Source organism: Pseudomonas sp. 31 R 17, from assembly GCF_900004915.1.
Taxonomy (GTDB): Bacteria; Pseudomonadota; Gammaproteobacteria; order Pseudomonadales; family Pseudomonadaceae; genus Aquipseudomonas; species Aquipseudomonas orientalis_A.
The window spans coordinates 535,204-554,263 of sequence record NZ_CVTN01000065.1; the positions used below are offsets into that span (position 1 = coordinate 535,204).

15 protein-coding genes are annotated in these 19,060 nt (G+C 62.6%); 9 read left to right on the forward strand and 6 right to left on the reverse strand.

The features are described from left to right. Nucleotides 1–214 precede the first annotated feature (214 nt). The 9 genes from BFP89_RS14630 to pcaC all read left to right on the forward strand — a co-directional run bounded on the left by BFP89_RS14630 (nucleotide 215) and on the right by pcaC (nucleotide 8,406). Nucleotides 215–1,072 carry a CoA transferase subunit A gene (locus BFP89_RS14630; RefSeq protein WP_065886159.1) on the forward strand — a complete coding sequence of 286 codons (858 nt, stop codon included), beginning with the start codon at nucleotides 215–217 and terminating at the stop codon, nucleotides 1,070–1,072. Then, the gene (locus BFP89_RS14635; protein ID WP_065886160.1) at nucleotides 1,072–1,851 is read left to right on the forward strand and encodes a CoA-transferase subunit beta; all 780 of its coding nucleotides are present in this window, start codon (nucleotides 1,072–1,074) and stop codon (nucleotides 1,849–1,851) included. Before BFP89_RS14630 ends, BFP89_RS14635 begins: the two co-directional genes overlap by 1 nt. Continuing rightward, nucleotides 1,848–3,050 carry a 3-oxoadipyl-CoA thiolase gene (pcaF, locus tag BFP89_RS14640; RefSeq protein ID WP_176718423.1) on the forward strand — a complete coding sequence of 401 codons (1,203 nt, stop codon included), beginning with the start codon at nucleotides 1,848–1,850 and terminating at the stop codon, nucleotides 3,048–3,050. Before BFP89_RS14635 ends, pcaF begins: the two co-directional genes overlap by 4 nt. 17 nt (nucleotides 3,051–3,067) lie before the next feature. Next, nucleotides 3,068–3,772, forward strand: a complete 705-nt coding sequence (pcaH, locus tag BFP89_RS14645; protein WP_065886162.1) for a protocatechuate 3,4-dioxygenase subunit beta — start codon at nucleotides 3,068–3,070, stop codon at nucleotides 3,770–3,772. A 1-nt stretch (nucleotide 3,773) separates the two neighbouring features. Then, nucleotides 3,774–4,340 (forward strand): protocatechuate 3,4-dioxygenase subunit alpha, encoded by a 567-nt coding sequence (gene pcaG / locus BFP89_RS14650; RefSeq protein ID WP_065886163.1) that lies wholly within the window; start codon nucleotides 3,774–3,776, stop codon nucleotides 4,338–4,340. Between the two features lie 187 nt (nucleotides 4,341–4,527). Beyond that, entirely contained in the window at nucleotides 4,528–5,823 is a 1,296-nt protein-coding gene (locus BFP89_RS14655; protein ID WP_065886164.1) for an MFS family transporter, read from the forward strand. 10 nt (nucleotides 5,824–5,833) lie between these two features. Then, nucleotides 5,834–7,198, forward strand: coding sequence for a 3-carboxy-cis,cis-muconate cycloisomerase (locus BFP89_RS14660; RefSeq protein WP_065886165.1), 1,365 nt, complete (start codon nucleotides 5,834–5,836; stop codon nucleotides 7,196–7,198). Nucleotides 7,199–7,208: 10 nt separating this feature from the next. After that, the gene (gene pcaD, locus BFP89_RS14665) at nucleotides 7,209–8,000 is read left to right on the forward strand and encodes a 3-oxoadipate enol-lactonase (protein WP_065886166.1); all 792 of its coding nucleotides are present in this window, start codon (nucleotides 7,209–7,211) and stop codon (nucleotides 7,998–8,000) included. 10 nt (nucleotides 8,001–8,010) lie between these two features. Next, nucleotides 8,011–8,406, forward strand: a complete 396-nt coding sequence (gene pcaC / locus BFP89_RS14670) for a 4-carboxymuconolactone decarboxylase (protein ID WP_065886167.1) — start codon at nucleotides 8,011–8,013, stop codon at nucleotides 8,404–8,406. A gap of 171 nt (nucleotides 8,407–8,577) precedes the next feature. Here pcaC and BFP89_RS14675 read toward each other — a convergent pair whose 3' ends face one another. The 6 genes from BFP89_RS14675 to BFP89_RS14700 all read right to left on the reverse strand — a co-directional run bounded on the left by BFP89_RS14675 (nucleotide 8,578) and on the right by BFP89_RS14700 (nucleotide 19,058). After that, nucleotides 8,578–9,477 carry a polysaccharide deacetylase family protein gene (locus BFP89_RS14675; RefSeq protein ID WP_065886168.1) on the reverse strand — a complete coding sequence of 300 codons (900 nt, stop codon included), beginning with the start codon at nucleotides 9,475–9,477 and terminating at the stop codon, nucleotides 8,578–8,580. A gap of 84 nt (nucleotides 9,478–9,561) precedes the next feature. Then, nucleotides 9,562–10,812, reverse strand: a complete 1,251-nt coding sequence (locus BFP89_RS14680) for an OprD family porin (RefSeq protein WP_065886169.1) — start codon at nucleotides 10,810–10,812, stop codon at nucleotides 9,562–9,564. Nucleotides 10,813–10,962: 150 nt separating this feature from the next. Next, the gene (locus BFP89_RS14685) at nucleotides 10,963–12,570 is read right to left on the reverse strand and encodes a J domain-containing protein (protein WP_065886170.1); all 1,608 of its coding nucleotides are present in this window, start codon (nucleotides 12,568–12,570) and stop codon (nucleotides 10,963–10,965) included. An 11-nt stretch (nucleotides 12,571–12,581) separates the two neighbouring features. Next, a complete protein-coding gene (locus BFP89_RS14690; protein ID WP_065886171.1) occupies nucleotides 12,582–14,279 on the reverse strand; it encodes a molecular chaperone HscC in 1,698 nt (565 codons plus the stop codon). A 163-nt stretch (nucleotides 14,280–14,442) separates the two neighbouring features. Next, nucleotides 14,443–15,900: an AdeC/AdeK/OprM family multidrug efflux complex outer membrane factor gene (gene adeC, locus BFP89_RS14695; RefSeq protein ID WP_065886172.1), complete on the reverse strand. Its 1,458-nt coding sequence runs from the start codon at nucleotides 15,898–15,900 to the stop codon at nucleotides 14,443–14,445. After that, nucleotides 15,897–19,058 (reverse strand): efflux RND transporter permease subunit, encoded by a 3,162-nt coding sequence (locus tag BFP89_RS14700; protein WP_065886173.1) that lies wholly within the window; start codon nucleotides 19,056–19,058, stop codon nucleotides 15,897–15,899. Before BFP89_RS14700 ends, adeC begins: the two co-directional genes overlap by 4 nt. Between the last annotated feature and the right edge of the window lie 2 nt (nucleotides 19,059–19,060).

A 19,060-nucleotide genomic window follows, 5' to 3' on the forward strand; every position in this document is an offset into this window, starting at 1 on the left:
CGCGAGCAAGCTCGCTCCTACAGACTGGTATTAGGGCAAGCCCCCTCCCACAGTTGATCGCGCTGTTCAGAAAAGTTAGCCCCGCAACAATGCGTTCGATAATCGAACGCTGAGTCGATTATCGGATTGTTTGGCCCATTCCCCCGGCTTAATCTTCAAGCACTTCGGCGCCCCCCTCAGCGCCTTTTTCGATCAACACCGGGAGCCCAACCCCATGGCTGAAATTCTCACCCTGCGCGATGCGGTCAAGCGCTTCGTGAACGACGGCGATACCGTCGCCCTCGAAGGCTTCACTCACCTGATCCCCACCGCCGCAGGTCATGAAATCATTCGTCAGGGCAAGAAAGACCTGACGCTGGTGCGTATGACGCCTGACCTGATCTACGACCAGTTGATCGGCGCCGGCTGTGCGCGCAAGTTGATTTTCTCTTGGGGCGGCAACCCGGGCGTGGGTTCCCTGCATCGTCTGCGCGACGCGGTGGAAAAGCAGTGGCCGCAGCCGCTGGAGATCGAAGAACACAGCCATGCCGACCTGGCCAACGCCTACGTCGCCGGCGCCTCCGGCCTGCCGTTTGCGGTGCTGCGGGCCTACGCCGGTTCCGACTTGCCCAAGGTCAACCCGCTGATCAAGACCGTCACGTGCCCGTTTACTGGCGAAGTGCTGGCGGCCGTCCCGTCGGTACGCCCGGATGTCACGGTAATCCATGCGCAGAAGGCCGACCGCAAGGGCAACGTGCTGCTATGGGGCATTCTTGGCGTGCAGAAGGAAGCGGCCCTGGCGGCCAAGCGCTGCATCGTCACCGTCGAGGAAATCGTCGACGACCTGAACGCGCCGATGAACAGCTGCGTATTGCCGACCTGGGCCCTGACCGCCGTGTGCCATGTGCCCGGTGGCGCGCACCCGTCCTACGCCCATGGCTACAACGAGCGGGATAACCGTTTCTACCAGGCGTGGGACCCGATTGCCCGCGACCGTGGGACCTTTACCGCCTGGATCGACGAATACATCCACGGCACTGCTGATTTCAGCGAGTTCCAGGCCAGGCTGGCCAGCGCGCAGGAGGCCAAGTAATGACCTATTCCACCAATGAAATGATGACCGTCGCCGCCGCGCGCCGCCTCAAGAATGGCTCGGTGTGCTTCGTCGGCATCGGCCTGCCGTCCAAGGCGGCCAACCTGGCGCGCCTGACCTCCTCGCCTGACGTGGTGCTGATCTACGAGTCCGGCCCGATTGGCGCCAAGCCCTCGGTGTTGCCGCTGTCCATCGGTGACGGGGAGTTGGCGGAAACGGCCGATACCGTGGTGCCCACCGGCGAAATCTTCCGCTACTGGCTGCAAGGCGGGCGCATCGACGTCGGCTTTCTCGGCGCGGCTCAGGTCGACCGTTTCGGCAACATCAACACCACCGTGGTCGGCGATTATCACCAGCCCAAGGTACGTCTGCCGGGTGCCGGCGGCGCGCCGGAAATTGCCGGTTCCGCCAAAAGCGTGTTGATCATCCTTAAACAGTCGTCCCGTTCGTTTGTCGACAAGCTGGACTTCATCACCTCGGTCGGCCACGGCGAAGGCGGGGATTCGCGTAAGCGCCTGGGGCTGCCGGGGGCCGGTCCGGTCGGCATCATTACCGACCTGTGCATCATGGAGCCGGAGGAGGGCAGCCATGAGTTCGTGGTCACTGCCTTGCACCCTGGGGTGACCCGCGAGCAAGTGGTCGCGGCGACCGGCTGGGCCATTCGTTTTGCCGACCAGGTCGAGGTGACCGCCGAACCGACTGAGGTTGAGCTGAGCGCCCTGCGTGACCTCGAAGCACGCACCGCAGCCGCCCATGGCCAAGCACCGGGAGAAGCCTGATGCGCGATGTCTTTATCTGTGACGCCATTCGCACCCCCATCGGCCGCTTCGGCGGCGGCCTGTCCACGGTGCGCGCCGATGACCTGGCGGCCCTGCCGATCAAGGCGTTGATCGAACGCAACCCAACGGTGGAGTGGAGCGCCGTGGATGAAGTGTTCCTCGGCTGCGCCAACCAGGCCGGTGAAGACAACCGTAACGTGGCACGCATGGCGCTGCTGCTGGCGGGCCTGCCGGAGAGCATTCCCGGCGTGACCCTCAACCGCCTGTGCGCTTCGGGGATGGACGCCATCGGCACGGCCTTTCGCGCGATTGCCAGCGGCGAAATGGAGCTGGCGATTGCCGGCGGCGTCGAGTCGATGTCCCGCGCGCCGTTCGTGATGGGCAAGGCCGATGCGGCGTTTTCACGCACCATGAAGCTGGAAGACACCACCATCGGCTGGCGTTTTATCAACCCCTTGATGAAAGCCCAATACGGCGTCGACGCGATGCCGCAGACCGCCGATAACGTCGCCGACGACTACAATGTTTCGCGCGCCGACCAGGATGCCTTTGCCCTGCGCAGCCAGCAACGTACCGCTGCCGCGCAGGCCGCCGGCTTCTTTGCCGAAGAGATTGTGCCGGTGCGGGTGGCCCATAAAAAAGGCGAAACCGTGGTGGAGCATGATGAGCATCCACGGGACACCACCCTTGAGACCCTGGCCAAACTCAAGCCGGTCAACGGCCCGGACAAGACCGTCACCGCCGGCAACGCGTCGGGCGTCAACGATGGTGCTGCTGCGCTGATTCTGGCCTCGGCCGACTCGGTGAAAAAACACGGACTCACCGCCCGCGCCAGGGTGTTGGGCATGGCCAGTGCCGGCGTCGCCCCGCGCGTGATGGGGATCGGCCCGGTGCCGGCGGTGCGCAAGCTGGTGGAGCGCCTCGGTCTGGCGGTCACCGATTTTGACGTGATCGAACTCAACGAAGCCTTCGCCAGCCAAGGCCTGGCCGTGCTGCGCGAGTTGGGGATCGCCGACGACGCGCCGCAGGTCAACCCCAACGGCGGCGCCATCGCCCTGGGGCATCCCCTGGGCATGAGCGGTGCGCGGCTGGTACTGACAGCCCTGCACCAGCTGGAAAAAACCGGCGGGCGCAAAGGCCTGGCGACCATGTGCGTGGGCGTGGGCCAAGGCCTGGCCCTGGCGATTGAACGCGTCTAACAACAGAGGATTGCTGCATGAATGACAAGCCCGGTTACCGGCGCCCGCACGCGGGCACTCAACCTGACTACCTGCACCCGGCCTACCAGTCGACGAACTTGCGTTCGCCCTCGCAGCCGTTGGTGTTTCTGCCCCATTCGTTGTCGGAAATCACCGGCCCCACCATCGGCGCCGAGCGCGTCAGCGAGAAAGACAACGACCTGACCGCCCAGCACGAGGGCGAGCCCCAGGGCGAACGCATCATCATTCACGGGCGAGTACTGGATGAAAACGGCCTGCCGGTGCCGGGCATCCTCGTGGAGATCTGGCAGGCCAACGCCGCCGGTCGCTACAACCACGAGCGCGACCTGCACGATGCGCCGCTGGACCCGAACTTCACCGGCACCGGGCGCACCGTCACCGACGCCGAGGGCTGGTACCAATTCCAGACCATCAAGCCCGGCGCCTACCCGTGGGGCAACCACCACAACGCCTGGCGCCCGGCGCATATCCACTTTTCGCTGTTCGGACCCAGCGTGCTGACGCGGCTGGTCACGCAAATGTATTTCCCCGGCGACCCGCTGCTCGAATACGACCCGATCTACAACTGCGTGCCGGACACCAGTGCCAAGCAACGCCTGATCGCAAGCTTCGATCTGGAAAAAACCATTCCTTCCTATGCCCTCGGCTACCGCTGGGACATCGTCCTGCGCGGCCGCGACGCCACGCCGATGGAGAAATGAGATGAGCCTTTACGCAACCACGTCCCACACCGTCGGGCCGTATTACCACATCGGCCTGACCTGGCTGAACCGCGAAGACCTGACGGTCGCCGCCACCCTGGGCGAACGCGTGGCGATCAGCGGGCAGGTGGTGGACGGCAACGGCGATGTGGTCAACGACGCCATGCTTGAGGTCTGGCAGGCCAACGCCGCCGGCAAGTACGACCACCCGGAAGACGAGCAGGACAAAGCGCTGGATCCCAACTTCGAAGGCTTTGGCCGCGTGCCGGTGGATGCCGAGGGGCGCTTCCGCTTTACTACGATCAAGCCGGGCAGTGTGCCCGGGCTTCAAGGCACGACCCAGGCGCCGCATCTGGTGGTGCTGGTGTTTGCGCGGGGGTTGGTGAAGCACTTGCTGACGCGGATTTATTTTGACGGTGAGGCGTTGAATGGGGATGACCCGTTGCTGGCGTGTGTGCCGGCGCAGCGTCGCGGTACGTTGATTGCCAGGCAGGATGCGGCGGGGGTTTATCAGTGGGATGTGGTTTTGCAGGGGACAGACAGGGAAACGGTGTTTTTCGATTATTGAGTTGGCTTTAGGGCCCTATCGGGGGCAAGCCCCCTCCCACATTTGAATGTATTCACAAGTCCAAGTGTGGGAGGGGGCTTGCCCCCGATGGGGCCCTTACAAGCACTCCATAGCCAAAAGTCTGCTTGCATGACACGGTTGTTGCAAAGTATGTCTAGGCTATAACCGTTCCCACTGAGTAAAAACCATGACAACAAAAACCAGTCACTACACCGGAGAAGAACGTAGCAAACGGATTTTTGCGATTGTCGGTGCTTCCTCCGGCAACCTGGTCGAATGGTTCGACTTCTACGTCTATGCCTTCTGCGCCATTTACTTTGCGCCGGCCTTTTTCCCCTCGGACGACCCCACCGTCCAACTGCTCAACACCGCCGGCGTGTTCGCCGCCGGGTTCCTGATGCGTCCGATCGGCGGCTGGCTGTTTGGCCGGGTGGCCGACAAACATGGCCGCAAGAATTCCATGATGATCTCGGTGCTGATGATGTGCGCCGGTTCCCTGGTCATCGCTTTCCTGCCGACCTACAAGGATATCGGCGCCTGGGCCCCGGCGCTGCTGCTGGTGGCGCGGCTGTTCCAGGGGTTGTCGGTGGGGGGCGAATACGGCACCACCGCGACCTACATGAGCGAAGTGGCGCTCAAGGGCCAGCGCGGTTTCTTCGCCTCGTTCCAGTACGTGACCCTGATCGGCGGGCAACTGCTGGCGGTGCTGGTGGTGGTGATCCTGCAGCAGATCCTCACCGAAGAAGAATTGCGTGCCTGGGGCTGGCGCATTCCGTTCGTGATCGGCGCCATCGCGGCGGTGATCTCCCTGTTGCTGCGCCGCACCCTCAAGGAAACCACCAGCAAGGAAATGCGCGAGGACAAGGACGCCGGCAGTATCGTCGCGCTGTTCCGTGACCACGGCAAAGCCTTCATCACCGTGCTGGGCTACACCGCCGGCGGCTCGCTGATTTTCTATACCTTCACCACCTACATGCAGAAATACCTGGTGAACACCGTCGGCATGCACGCCAAGACCTCCAGCTACATCATGACCGGCGCGCTGTTTCTGTACATGTGCATGCAGCCGCTGTTCGGCATGCTCGCCGACAAGATCGGCCGGCGCAATTCCATGCTCTGGTTCGCCGGTCTGGGCACGCTGTTCACGGTGCCGATCCTGCTTACCCTGAAAACCGTCACCAGTCCGTTCCTGGCTTTTGTGCTGATCACGCTGGCACTGGCGATCGTCAGCTTCTATACCTCCATCAGTGGCCTGGTCAAAGCCGAGATGTTCCCACCCCAGGTGCGTGCATTGGGCGTGGGCCTCGCGTATGCCGTGGCCAACGCGGTGTTCGGCGGTTCGGCGGAAGTGGTTGCGTTGAGCCTGAAGTCCATCGGTATGGAAAACACCTTCTACTGGTACGTCACCGCGATGATGGCCGTGGCGTTCCTGTTCAGCTTGCGCCTGCCGAAACAGGCGGCGTACCTGCATCACGATTTGTAAGGAATGAGTTATGACACTGCGCACGAGCAACCAACTGTTCGACGCCTACTTCACCGCTGACAGCATGGCCGAGGTGTTCTGTGACCAGGGGCGCCTGCAGGGCATGCTGGATTTCGAGGCCGCGCTGGCCCGGGCCGAGGCTCAGGTCGGGTTGATCCCGCAGGCCGCCGTGGCGCCGATTGCCCAGGCCTGCCTGGCATCGCTGTATGACGTGGATGCGCTCAGTGTGGCGATTGCCACCGCGGGCAACTCGGCGATTCCAGTGGTCAAGGCGCTGGGCAAGTTGATTGCCGCTGAAGACGCCGGGGCCGAGCGCTATGTGCACCTGGGGGCAACCAGTCAGGATGTGATGGACACCGGCCTGGTGGTGCAATTGCGCCGCGCGCTGGAGCTGATCGAAGCGGACCTGGCGCGCCTGGGCGATGTATTGGCGGCCCAGGCGCAGCGGCATGCACCGACCCCCCTGGTCGGGCGCACCTGGCTGCAACACGCTACGCCCGTCACCCTGGGCATGAAGATCGCCGGCTGGCTGGGCGCGGTGACGCGCAGTCGCCAGCGCCTGGTGGAATTGAAACCGCGTTTGCTGGTGCTGCAGTTTGGCGGTGCGTCGGGCACCCTGGCGGCGCTGGGCGAGCAGGCCATGCCGGTGGCGCAGGCCTTGGCCGCCGAGCTGCAACTGAGCCTGCCCGAGCAGCCGTGGCACACCCAACGTGATCGTCTGGTGGAGTTTGCCAGCGTGCTTGGCCTGATCGCCGGCAGCCTTGGCAAGCTCGGCCGCGACATCAGCCTGTTGATGCAAACCGAAGCGGCGGAAGTGTTCGAGCCCTCGGCGCCGGGCAAGGGCGGCTCTTCGACCATGCCGCACAAGCGCAACCCGGTCGGCGCCGCCGTGCTGATCAGCGCCGCGACCCGAGTGCCCGGCCTGGTGGCGACGATGTTCAGTGCCATGCCCCAGGAGCACGAACGTAGCCTGGGACTGTGGCACGCCGAATGGGAAACCTTGCCGCAGATCTGCCGATTGGTCTCGGGAGCACTGGAACAGGCGCTGCTGGTCAGCGAAGGGCTGGAGGTGGATGCCGAGCGCATGGCCCGCAATCTCGAGCTGACCCAGGGCCTGGTGCTGGCCGAAGCCGTCAGCAGCGTGCTTGCCCAGCGCCTGGGCCGTGAAACCGCGCACCACTTGCTGGAGCAGTGCTGCAAACGCGCGGTCGCCGAGCAGCGGCATTTGCGTGCCGTGCTGGCGGACCAGCCGCAGGTCACCGCCCAGTTGTCGTCGGCCGAACTGGACCGTCTGCTCGACCCGGCCAACTATCTGGGGCAGGCCCATACCTGGGTCAGCCGCGCCGTGACCGAACACTTTGCATTGACTGCGTAAGGAGAACGCTGTGGCTTTCGTACAACTCGCCGAGGGCGACCTGCATTACCAACTCGATGGGCCCGCCGATGCACCGGTACTGGTGCTGTCCAACTCCCTGGGTACTGACCTGCATATGTGGGACATCCAGGTGCCGGCGTTCACCCGGCATTTTCGCCTGCTGCGTTTCGATACCCGCGGCCATGGCAAATCCCTGGTCACCGAGGGGCCCTACAGCATCGAACAGTTGGGCCAGGATGTGCTGGCGCTGTTGGATACGCTGGGCATCCAGCGTGCCCATTTCTGTGGGCTGTCCATGGGCGGGTTGATCGGCCAATGGCTGGGCATCAACGCCGGCACGCGGCTCGATCGCCTGGTGGTCTGCAACACCGCTGCCAGGATCGGCACGCCCGAGGTGTGGAACCCGCGTATCGAAACGGTGTTGCGCGATGGCGCGGCGGCGATGGTTGCACTGCGTGATGCCTCGATTGCACGCTGGTTCACCGCCGATTTTGCCGCGGCCAACCCCCACCAGGCCGAGCAGATCACCAACATGCTCGCGGCCACCTCGCCCCAAGGCTATGCCGCCAACTGCGCGGCGGTGCGCGATGCGGATTTCCGTCATCAGTTGGCGTCGATCAAAGTGCCCACCCTGGTGATTGCCGGCACGGAAGACGCGGTGACACCACCCGCCGGCGGTCACTTTATCCAGAACCATGTGAAGGGCGCCGAATACGCCGAGTTCTATGCGGCGCATCTGTCCAATGTACAAGCCGGCGCTGCGTTCAGCGACCGCGTGATTGAATTTCTGCTGGGTCGTTGAGGAGCTTTTCGTGGACGAGAAACAACGTTATGCCGAGGGGCTGCAAGTGCGCCGTGAAGTGCTGGGCGACGCCCATGTGGAGCGCAGCCTCAATGCCCTGACCGACTTCAACAGCGAGTTTCAGGAGATGATCACTCGCCATGCGTGGGGCGATATCTGGACCCGCCCGGGTTTGCCACGGCACACCCGCAGCCTGATCACCATCGCGATGCTGATCGGCATGAACCGCACCGAAGAGTTGAAGCTGCATTTACGTGCCGCCGCCAGCAACGGCGTGACCCGCGCCGAGATCAAGGAAGTGCTGATGCAAAGCGCGATTTATTGCGGGATACCGGCGGCGAATGCGACGTTTCATCTGGCCGAGTCGGTGTGGGATGAGTTGGGTGTGGAGTCGCGCCAACCCTGAGTTGAAATGCGCTCAAAATTTGGGAGGGAGCTTGCCCTGATGCCGTCTGTAGGAGCGAGCTTGCTCGCGAAAAACTCACAGGCACCGCGTTCATTCAGAAAGTACGCGTTATCGTTGACGTTTTTCGCGAGCAAGCTCGCTCCTACAGGGGATATTCATTGACTGTAGAAGTCAGTTGGCATCGGCATCCCACAGCCAATTCCACACCCCCGGCAGATGCACCGGCTCGTTCACCTCCTTGACCGTGCGGACCAGCGCCGCGCGTTGCAGGGTGGCGGTGTCGGTGTAGAAGGGCTCGGCGGCGGTCTTCAGGCCGTTGATGCGGGCGCTGTCCATCAGGATCTGCAGGTACTCCTGCATATGCCGTGCGGTGTAGCGGTTGATGTCATGGAAGGTCACCACCACCGGTATCACGCCGTCCACCGTCGGCAACTCACCCAATGCGATGCGCTCACGCACCACTGACAGCTGGCGGTACAGGTTGGCGCGTCGGCGTGGGCTGCCATTGAAGCCCCAGATCTTGCCGTCGTTGGCACTCAGGTCGGTCAACAGCACCTGCATGCCGTGGCGTCGGTAGGCGGCGAACGTGCGGTGGTCGTAGTTCCAGAACGGTGGCCGCACCAGCAGGGGCGGCGTGCCGGTGATGGCGGCGATGTCCGCCGCGCCCTGGGTCAGGGTGCGTTCCAGCTCGGCGTCACTGAGCCAGCGATGATTGGTATGAAACGCCGTCGCCGTGTGGAAGGCCAGCACATGGCCGGCGGCAGACTCACGCACCATGGTCTTGCGGCCCCGCGCGCTGCCGCCTGAACGGGCGGCTTGGGTCTGTAGAAAGAACACCGCCTTGATCCCTGGCGACACCGGGTTATCGGCCAGATCGGCCACCACCGAACGGCTCGGGTTGTTGTAGCCCGAGGCGCTGGGGCCGTCATCGAAGGTCAGCAGGAAACGGATTGGCGCCCGGGCCTGCAGGCGTTGCTCGGTCTGCGGCGTCAGGGCGATGGGCGAGCCGATGCAGCCGCCCAGGCTCAGGGCCAGGGCGAACAGTGCGATAGCGGAGGCGAAGGTTTTCATGCTGTGCGCGGGCTCGAATGAGAGGCCGCTGCTGGGGCGATCAGCAGCGGCAGGCGCGCACCATACAGTAACTGCGGCGCCGGTTTACAGCAGACTTATCGGGTAGCTGACGATCAACCGGTTTTCATCGAACTCATTGTTGCTGTAGTCACGCCGCATGCTGGAGTTGCGCCAGCGCAGGGTCAGGTTTTTCAGGCTGCCGCTTTGTACGGTGTAGCCCAATTCGCTTTCGCGCCCCCATTCCTTGCCGTCGGTCACCGTGCCGGTGTGCACGTTGCTGCCGCTGATATAGCGGTTCATCAGGGTAAGGCCCGGTACGCCAAGGGCGGCAAAGTTGTAGTCGTGGCGAACCTGCCAGGATTTTTCCTCGGCGTTGTCGTAGCTCGAGTTATAGCTGTCGTTGGCCAGGGTGCCGCCGCTGGTGCCGTTGACACGCATCCAGGCGCTGTTGCCGGTGAGTTTTTGCAGGCCGACATAGAAGGTGTTGCCGCCGTAACGGGCGGAGAACAGGCCTGACCAGGTCTTGTTGTCCAGCTCAGCTGCCCGGGCGCTGCCGTCGTCCTTGCCGTAGAAGAACCCCAGGTTGGCGCCCAGGGTCCAGTCGCCCACGGGCTGGCTGTGGATCAGATTGACGAACTGCTGGCGGTAGATGTCCTTGAGCTGGGCATTCCACACGCCGACTTGTGTGCGTTTGTCGTTGAAGGCGTATTCGGCGCCCTGGAAGTTGAAGCGATCGGACGTGAACGCGGTTTTGCCGGTCATCGACATGTCGCGCATGCTGCTGTCGTCCCGCGGGCTGTTGGCACGGAACTGACCGCCATACAGGGTCAGGCCATCGATTTCCTTTGACGTGATCTGCCCGCCGCGCAGGGTCTGCGGCAATGAGCGACCATCGTCCGAGCGCAAAATCGGCAGCACCGGCATCCATTCGCCGACTTTCACTTCAGTCCGGGAAACCCGCGCCTTGAAGGCCACACCCAGGCGACCGAACGCATCGGCTGGGCGGCCGTCGTGGTCCAGCGGCAATAACTGCGTGCCGCCGGTGCCGCGCCCGCCATCAAGCTTGAGCGAGTACAAGCCCAGCACGTCGACACCGAAACCGACCGTGCCTTGAGTGAACCCGGACTTGGCGTCGAGGATGAAACTTTGCGTCCACTCCTGCGCGCCGCCCTGGGTTTTGGTCGGGTTGGTGTAATTGCGGTTGAAGAAAAAATTGCGCAGGTTGAGGTTGGCGCTGGCGTCTTCGAGAAAACCGTGTTCTTCGGCGACGACGGGCAGGGCAAGGCTGGCGACAGCGGTTGCCAGCAATAGCTGGCGCGGGCGGAACGTGCTCATGGTGTTGGACCTGTTGTTATTGGGGTTATGCAGGTGCGGGCCATGGTGCGGGGCGGTACGGGGGCGATGAAAGTGGGGGAGAGCGGGTTGTGTGCGATGATCGAACGCAAGTTGCGGGCCTGCTCAATACGCTCAGGCCCGAGCGTCTCGTTACTGTTTGGGCAGGTCGATATGGGACCATGGCACCGCTGGCAGGTAATGCTGCGCGGCGATGATCACCGCCACCATCACCACCAGGAATACCACTTGCAGCGGACTCCAGAAGGCCCAATGCAGGCCGTTGAGCCACGGAAATTTCAGGCTTTTCTCACCCATGTGGCCGATGCGTTTGCTGTGCAGCAGGTTGATCAGCAGCATCCCGGCATACGTAATCGCTCCCAGAATGCCCAGTGCCAGCCCGCACACCGCGAGCATGGCCAATTGCGGGATGCCGTGGCGTAACACCAGCCAATACTGGTTGGGGTTGACGCGTTTAGGGATCAAATACTGGCTCAGCCACACGTCCGCAACTACAAAGGACGCACTCATCCCGGCCCACATCTGCGTGATCCGAAAGAAGACCGCGGCCGGCAAGATCGCCAATACCACCAAGATGAGTACGACCCCGAAGTCCAGCTTTTCGGTTTCAACGTGAACGAGGTTCAGGACAGCGGCCAAGGCAAAGATCGCCCAGAGCCGGATAAGCACATGGACGTAAATCGGTCGTGGGACGAATTTGCGCCAGAAGAACAGGTCGCTTTGGGGCAGGCGTTCGATCAACTGCGGATAACGCCAGGTCAGGGTTTCGCCCAGATGCTGGCAAGCGTTCCATTCGTTTTGGCCAAACCTGCCGATGATGCGCATCTGTTGGGTTGCGGTCATGGGCGTGAGCAACAAGCGCGCGGCCAGGGCATCGGCGCAGGTGCGCCGGGTGTCCTGGGCTTTGTCTTGGAGGCTGATATAAAAGCTTTCCTGCTCGCAACGCGACACCAGGCTGCGCCACATCCACGCGGGTTCTGCAAACACGCCTTTCTGGTCGTCCCAGCCAAAGGCCTGGCATACGCGTTCAAACAGCGGCACGCTCCATTGGGTGTCGTGCAGCAGTTGCAGAATAATGTGTTGCCACTGTTGCTGCTGATCGAACACCCGCAGCCAGGCTTGCTCGTTGTAGTGCGTCAGTTGGGTGATGAACTCGCGCTCGGCCTTTTGCTCCAGCAGTTCCTGCAAGTTGAGGCGATATTCCTGCAACAGCTCACTGGTCAGTGCATCGTGCTGCCATGGCGTCATGGCCACCCGTTGCCAGGGTGTCAGCCATTCCAGATGTTGCATCGCCCAACGGGTAATTGCACTGCGCTCGCCGGGGGCTTCAAAGCAGTGGCGCAGCAGGCCGGCCTGGAAGGCGTCGCTGCAGTCCTGTTGCCGGGCCTGGGCCCAGCGCTCATCGAGGTTGTCGGCGTTGAGGCCGATGAGCAACCCGTGGACCGGGTCAGGTTTTGGCGCTTCAAAGGGCGCGGGGCTGAGCGTGCTGACGTCCATCAACTCGGCCAAATCCTTGAGGTGGCTGTCGGTCTGTTCGACAACGGCAGTTGCGCGCTCTTGCTCTTCGTTGTCTGCACGCCAGCGTGCGTACCCCAATGCAGCCTCATAGGCTTCGCGCAGACGCTGGAACCCTTCGGGATCATCGTCCGGGCGGCAGCTTTTCAGCAGTCGCGCGTAGGTTCGCTTGATGGTCCGTTCGTCGGCATCGTCCGCCAATTGCAACACTGTCCAACAGTCCATGTGGATTTCCTTCAGCGCCAGAACCCGTTATCGAGTTGCTCAAGTTGTCGGGTCAGTTCGCTGCGGGCCTCACGGATGCGGCGCTCGTCCTGGGTGTCGAGCACTTGCTGAAACTGCGCGGCCCAGTGTCCGAGTTGCTCGCGCAGCTCGCCCAGGCTTTCCTGGTAGAGCCGTTCGAGGCGGGCGGTCAGCACGGTGTTGACCTGCTGGTCGCGCGGGTGAATTTTCAACAATGCCAACGCTTGCAGGCGTTGCTGGATCTCTTGCGGGCTGAGCACGCCAGGATTGTTTTCGATCACCAGCGAGTGCTGCTCGCCGGTCAGCGGAATGTTCACCTGGGCTTCGAGCAAACCGTTGTTGTCGTAGGTGAAGCGCACGTCCAGTGAGACTTCGCCAGCCTTGCGCTTGGGCACGGGGATTTCCAACTGGCCCAGTTCGATGTTGTCTTTCACCAGACGGCTTTCGCCTTGGTAGATTTTCAGCAGCACCCGGGGCTGGTCGTCGTAGAGCGTGACCACGCTTTTGACCCGGCTCACCGGCACGCTGCTGTTGCGTTCGATCAGCGGCAGGTAATGCCCGCTTTCGATATGGCCGCCGTACTGGTTCGAGGTTTCGATACCCAGGGTGTAGGGGCAGACGTCGGTCAGCACGATTTCTTCCAGTGCCGCCGAGCGGGCCTTGAGCGCTGCCTGGATCGCCGCGCCGTGGGCAACCACCTGGTCCGGGTCGAGGCTGATGGAGGGGAAACGCCCGAACAAACCAGCGGCCAGTTTACGCACCAGCGGCATGCGCGTGGTGCCGCCTACCAGCAGGATTTCGTCCAGGTCACCGACCCGAATGCGTGCGTCCCGCAGGGCGCGTTCAATCGGTGCGCGCAGGCGTTCCAACAAGGGCGTGTAGAGCTTGGCGAGTTCGGCCTGGGTGATGGTTGTGACCCACTGTTGGCCATCGATACGCAGGGCGAACTCGGCGCTGTCGTCCTGGCCCAAGGCTTTGCGCACGCGCTCGGCTTCGCGACGCAGGGCTTGCAACACACTGCGGGTGGGCGGGAAACCCTGGGCATTGCGCTGGCTGTCGACGAAGTGTTCCAGCAACAACGTGTCGAAGTCTTCGCCGCCCAGGAAGTTGTCGCCGGCGCTGGCACGTACTTCCATTACACCGTCGAACAGCTCGATGATCGACACGTCAAAGGTGCCGCCGCCGAGATCGAAAACCAGGAACGAGGTTTCCTTGTCACGCTGGTGCAAGCCATAAGCCAAGGCGGCGGCGGTGGGTTCGTTGATCAGTTTTTCAACATTGAGCCCCGCCAGTTCACCGGCAATGCGCGTGGCTTTGCGCTGGCCGTCGCTAAAGTACGCGGGCACGCTGATCACCGCTTCGGTGACGGTTTGGCCATAGGTGCGCTCGATGTCTTCCTTGAGGCTTTTGAGGACCAGCGCCGACAGCTCTTCGGGGCGGAACGAGCGGTCGCCCAGGCGCACTTCGGTGGCACTGCCCATGTAGCGCTTGAACAGCGACGTGGTCAGGTGCGGGTGAGTATGCAGGCGTTCCTTGGCGGCTTGGCCCACCAGGATACGGCCTTGATCATCCAGGCCTACCACGCTTGGGGTCAGCAACTGGCCAAGGGCATTGGGTACCATTTCGGCGGCATCGCCGCGCCACACGGCGGCCAGGCTATTGGTCGTGCCCAGGTCAATGCCTACGATCATTACGACAAGCTCCCTCTGTGGTCTGTAAGAATCTGTTACCAATCTTACCCTGAAAGGTTGAAGGGAAGGCAAGCCAGCGCCCACCTTTGATTCGCAGGGGTTAGTGACATGGCAAAAAAAAACCGCTTCCGGTCAGGGAAGCGGCTTGATTACACAGGCGCTATCAGAACAATTTCAATGGCGGCGCTTGTTCGTTCACCGGCTCATTTTTCGCCGTCTGCTCGTTCCAGCCACCGCCGAGGGCCTTGTACAGGTTGACCTCGCTGGTCAGCTGCGCCAGGCGGTCGGTGATCAGCAATTGCTGGGCACTGAACAGTTGGCGCTGGGCGTCGAGGAAGGTCAGGTTGCTGTCGACACCAATGCGGTAGCGACGCTCGGCCAGGCGGTAGTAATCCTGGTTGGCGGCGACGAAGCCACGTTGGGCGTCCAGTTGCTGCTTGTAGGTCTCACGCGCGGCGAGGCCGTTGGAGACTTCCTGGAAGCCGGTCTGGATCGCCTTCTCGTAGTTGGCCACGTTGATCTCTTTCTGGATCTTCGAGTAGTCCAGGCTTGCGCGCAGGCTACCGGCGTTGAAGATCGGGATATTGATCTGCGGTGCGAACGACCAGGTGCCCGAGCCGCCCTTGAACAGGCCGCCCAGGTTCGGGCTGGCGGTACCGGCGCTGGCGGTCAGGCTGATGCTCGGGAAGAACGCCGCGCGGGCCGCACCGATATTGGCGTTGGCGGCCTTGAGGTTGTACTCGGCCTGAACGATGTCGGGACGCCGTTGCAGCAGGTCCGACGGCAGGCCGGCGGGGACTTCGCTGAGCAGGTCATCGGACAGTGGCTTGCTGGCGATATTCGCCGGCAGGCCGGTGCCCAGCAGCAGGGTCAGGCTGTTTTCATCCTGGGCCACCTGGCGCGTATAGCGGGCAAGCTGCACCCGGGCGTTTTCCACCGAGGTGCGCGCCTGGCTGAGGTCGAGGGCCGAAGCCACGCCGACTTCGTTGCTGCGCGAGGTCAGCTTGAAGCTCTGCTCGAACGCGCCGAGCGTGTCCTGGGTCAGCTTGAGCAGTTCCTTGTCGGCCTGCCAGGTCAGGTAGGCATTGGCCACACTGGCCACCAGGCTGATCTGGGTGCTGCGCCGTGCTTCTTCGGTGGCGAAGTACTTCTGCAATGCTTCTTCGCTCAGGCTGCGCACGCGACCAAACAGGTCCAGCTCATAAGCACTGATCCCCAGGCCCGCCGAGTACTGGCTGGAGATGCTCGATTCGCCGGTCTGCGACAGCCGCGCCGGAGTACGCGAGCGGCTGCCGCTGCCGGTGGCCGAGACGGCCGGGAACAGGTCGGCACGCTGGATCTGGTACTGCGCCGCATAAGCGTCGATGTTCAGGGCCGCGACGCGCAGGTCACGGTTGTTCACCAGCGCGGTCTGGATCAGTTGCTGCAGGGCAGGGTCATGGAAAAACTGCTTCCAGCCCTGCTCGGCGGCAGCCTGGCCCGGCGCCTGGGCCGACGAGTACGCCGGCCCCTGCGGGAACTGTGCCGCTACCGGCGCTTCGGGGCGCTGGTAGTCAGGGATAAGCGAGCAGCCACTGAGCACGAAGGCGGTGACGGCTAGGGAAAGTAGCGACTTGCTCATTGGCCAGCCTCTTTAGGAGTTTCAGTGGTGTGTTTCTTTTTGCGTTCGCCGGCCGAAGACACGGTTGCGTAGAACAGCGGCACCCAGAAGATCGCCAGAACCGTTGCGGTGATCATACCGCCGATCACACCGGTACCGATTGCATGCTGGCTGCCCGAGCCTGCGCCGCTGGAAATCGCCAGCGGCAGTACGCCGAGCACGAACGCCATGGACGTCATGATGATCGGGCGCAGACGCATGCGGGACGCCTCGATGGCCGCCTCGACAATGCCCTTGCCTTGCTCGTGCAACTCCTTGGCGAACTCCACGATCAGGATCGCGTTTTTCGCCGCCAGGCCCACCGTGACCAGCAAGCCCACCTGGAAGAACACGTCGTTGGACAAGCCGCGCATGCTGGTGGCGATCAGTGCACCGATCACACCCAGCGGTACCACCAGGATCACCGCAATCGGGATCGACCAGCTTTCATACAGTGCCGCGAGACACAGGAACACCACCAGCAGCGACAAGGCATACAACGCAGGCGCCTGGGAGCCGGACAGACGTTCTTCGTACGACAGGCCCGTCCAGGCATAGCCGACGCCGGCCGGCAGTTCCTTGGCAATGCGCTCGACTTCCGCCATCGCGTCACCGGTACTGTAGCCAGGCGCCGGGGTGCCGAGGATTTCCATGGCCGCTACACCGTTATAACGCGAGAGCTTGGGCGAGCCGTAGATCCACTTGCCCGACGAGATGGCCGACAGCGGCACCATCTTCCCGGAGTCGGCGCGCACGAACCATTTGTCCAGGTCTTCCGGCGACATACGGCTGGCCGCATCACCCTGCACATACACCTTCTTCACCCGACCACGGTCGATGAAGTCGTTGATGTAGCTGCCGCCCAGCGCGATGGCCAGGGTCTGCTGGATGTCCGACAGGCTGATGCCCTGGGCGCTGGCTTTCTCGTCATCGACGGTCAGTTCGTACTGCGGCTCATCGTTCACGCCGTTGGGGCGCACGCCTGCCAGTATCTTGCTTTGGGCCGCCGCACCGAGGAACTGGTTGCGCGCTGCCATCAGCTTGTCGTGGCCGACACCACCCTGGTCTTGCAGGAACACGTCGAAGCCGGTGGCGTTACCCAGTTCCAGAACCGAAGGCGGCACGATGGCAAATACCATGGCGTCCTTGAAGGCCCCGAAGAAGTAGCCCTGGGCCCGCTTGGCCACTTCGAATACCGACTGCGACGAATCACGCTCGTCCCACGGCTTGAGCATCACGAATGCAAGGCCCGAGCTCTGGCCGCGACCGGCGAAGTTGAAGCCGTTCACGGTAAATACCGACTTCACGGCCTTGCCTTCGCCTGGCTCGCCTTCCTTGTCATGCAGCAGGAAGGCGCGCATGTCGTCGATGACTTTTTGCGTACGCTCGGCCGAGGCGCCCACCGGGGTCTGTACCTGGGCAAAGATCACGCCCTGGTCTTCTTCAGGCAGGAACGCGCTCGGGATACGAGTGAACATCCAGATCATGCCGGCCAGGATCAGCGCATACACGATGAAAGCCGGGATCTTGTGCTTGATCATCCCGCCCACGCCGCGCTCGTACTTGAGTACGCCGCTGTCGAAGGTGCGGTTGAACCAGCCGAAGAAGCCGCGCTTGGGTTGGCCGTGCTTTTCCGGATCGATCGCCTTGAGCATGGTGGCGCACAGGGCCGGGGTGAAGATCAGGGCAACCAGTACCGACAACGCCATCGCCGACACGATGGTGATGGAGAACTGACGGTAGATCACGCCGGTGGAGCCGCCGAAGAAGGCCATCGGCAGCAATACCGCCGAGAGAACCAGGGCAATACCCACCAGGGCGCCCTGGATCTGGCCCATGGACTTGATGGTCGCTTCCTTGGGCGACAGGTGCTCCTCGGCCATCACCCGTTCGACGTTTTCCACCACCACGATGGCATCGTCCACCAGCAGGCCGATGGCCAGGATCATGCCGAACATGGTCAGGGTGTTGATGGTGAAACCGAACGCCGCCAGGATCCCGAAGGTACCCAGCAATACCACCGGTACGGTCATGGTGGTGATGATGGTGGCGCGGAAGTTCTGCAGGAACAGGAACATCACCAGGAACACCAGCACGATCGCTTCGACCAGGGTGTGAACCACACCCGAGATCGACTCGGTCACTACCGGGGTGGTGTCGTACGGCACCACGGCTTTCATGCCAGGCGGGAAGAACGGTTCCAGGGACGCCACGGTGGCGCGGATCGCTTTACCGGTGTCCAGGGCGTTCGCCCCGGCGGCCAGCTTGATCGCCATACCGGACGCCGGCTTGCCGTTGAATTGCGCGCTGATGCTGTAGTTCTGGCCGCCCAGTTCAATACGCGAAACGTCGCCCAGGCGCACTTGCGAGCCGTCGGGATTCACTTTCATCAGGATCTTGGCGAATTCTTCGGCGCTTTGCAGACGCGTCTTGCCGATGATGGTGGCGTTCAATTGAGTGCCGGGCAGGGCAGGCAGACCGCCCAGTTGGCCGGTGGCCACCTGCACGTTCTGGGCCTTGATGGCATTGCTGACATCCACCGGGGTGAGCTGGAAGTTGTTCAGCTTGGCCGGGTCGAGCCAGATACGCATGGCGTACTGCGAACCGAAGACCTGGAAGTCACCCACACCCGAGGTACGGGAAATCGGGTCCTGGATGTTGGACACGATGTAGTTGGAGAGGTCGTCCTTGGTCATGCTGCCGTCTTCCGACACCAGACCGATCACCATCAGGAAGTTCTTCACCGACTTGGTCACGCGGATACCCTGCTGCTGCACTTCCTGCGGCAGCAGTGGGGTCGCCAGGTTCAGCTTGTTCTGCACTTGAACCTGGGCGATGTCCGGGTTGGTACCCTGGTTGAACGTCGCGGTAATGGTCATGCTGCCGTCGGAGTTACTGTCCGAGGCCACATAGCGCAGGTTGTCGATACCATTGAGTTGTTGCTCGATCACCTGGACCACGGTGTCCTGCACGGTTTGTGCGGACGCGCCTGGGTAGGTCACCTGGATATCAATGGCGGTTGGCGCAATGGCCGGGTATTGGTTGATGGGCAGCTTCAGGATCGACAGTGCCCCGACCAGCATGATCACCAGGGCAATTACCCAGGCGAAAATGGGACGGTCGATAAAAAATTTCGACATGG

Bases quoted from the DNA above. Each gene is read 5' to 3' on its own strand.
- BFP89_RS14630 (WP_065886159.1), top strand. From the start codon at position 215: ATGGCTGAAATTCTCACCCTGCGCGATGCGGTCAAGCGCTTCGTGAAC.
- BFP89_RS14635 (WP_065886160.1), top strand. From the start codon at position 1,072: ATGACCTATTCCACCAATGAAATGATGACCGTCGCCGCCGCGCGCCGC.
- pcaH (WP_065886162.1), top strand. From the start codon at position 3,068: ATGAATGACAAGCCCGGTTACCGGCGCCCGCACGCGGGCACTCAACCT.
- pcaG (WP_065886163.1), top strand. From the start codon at position 3,774: ATGAGCCTTTACGCAACCACGTCCCACACCGTCGGGCCGTATTACCAC.
- BFP89_RS14655 (WP_065886164.1), top strand. From the start codon at position 4,528: ATGACAACAAAAACCAGTCACTACACCGGAGAAGAACGTAGCAAACGG.
- BFP89_RS14660 (WP_065886165.1), top strand. From the start codon at position 5,834: ATGACACTGCGCACGAGCAACCAACTGTTCGACGCCTACTTCACCGCT.
- BFP89_RS14675 (WP_065886168.1), bottom strand. From the start codon at position 9,477: ATGAAAACCTTCGCCTCCGCTATCGCACTGTTCGCCCTGGCCCTGAGC.
- BFP89_RS14680 (WP_065886169.1), bottom strand. From the start codon at position 10,812: ATGAGCACGTTCCGCCCGCGCCAGCTATTGCTGGCAACCGCTGTCGCC.
- BFP89_RS14685 (WP_065886170.1), bottom strand. From the start codon at position 12,570: ATGGACTGTTGGACAGTGTTGCAATTGGCGGACGATGCCGACGAACGG.
- BFP89_RS14690 (WP_065886171.1), bottom strand. From the start codon at position 14,279: ATGATCGTAGGCATTGACCTGGGCACGACCAATAGCCTGGCCGCCGTG.
- adeC (WP_065886172.1), bottom strand. From the start codon at position 15,900: ATGAGCAAGTCGCTACTTTCCCTAGCCGTCACCGCCTTCGTGCTCAGT.
- BFP89_RS14700 (WP_065886173.1), bottom strand. From the start codon at position 19,058: ATGTCGAAATTTTTTATCGACCGTCCCATTTTCGCCTGGGTAATTGCC.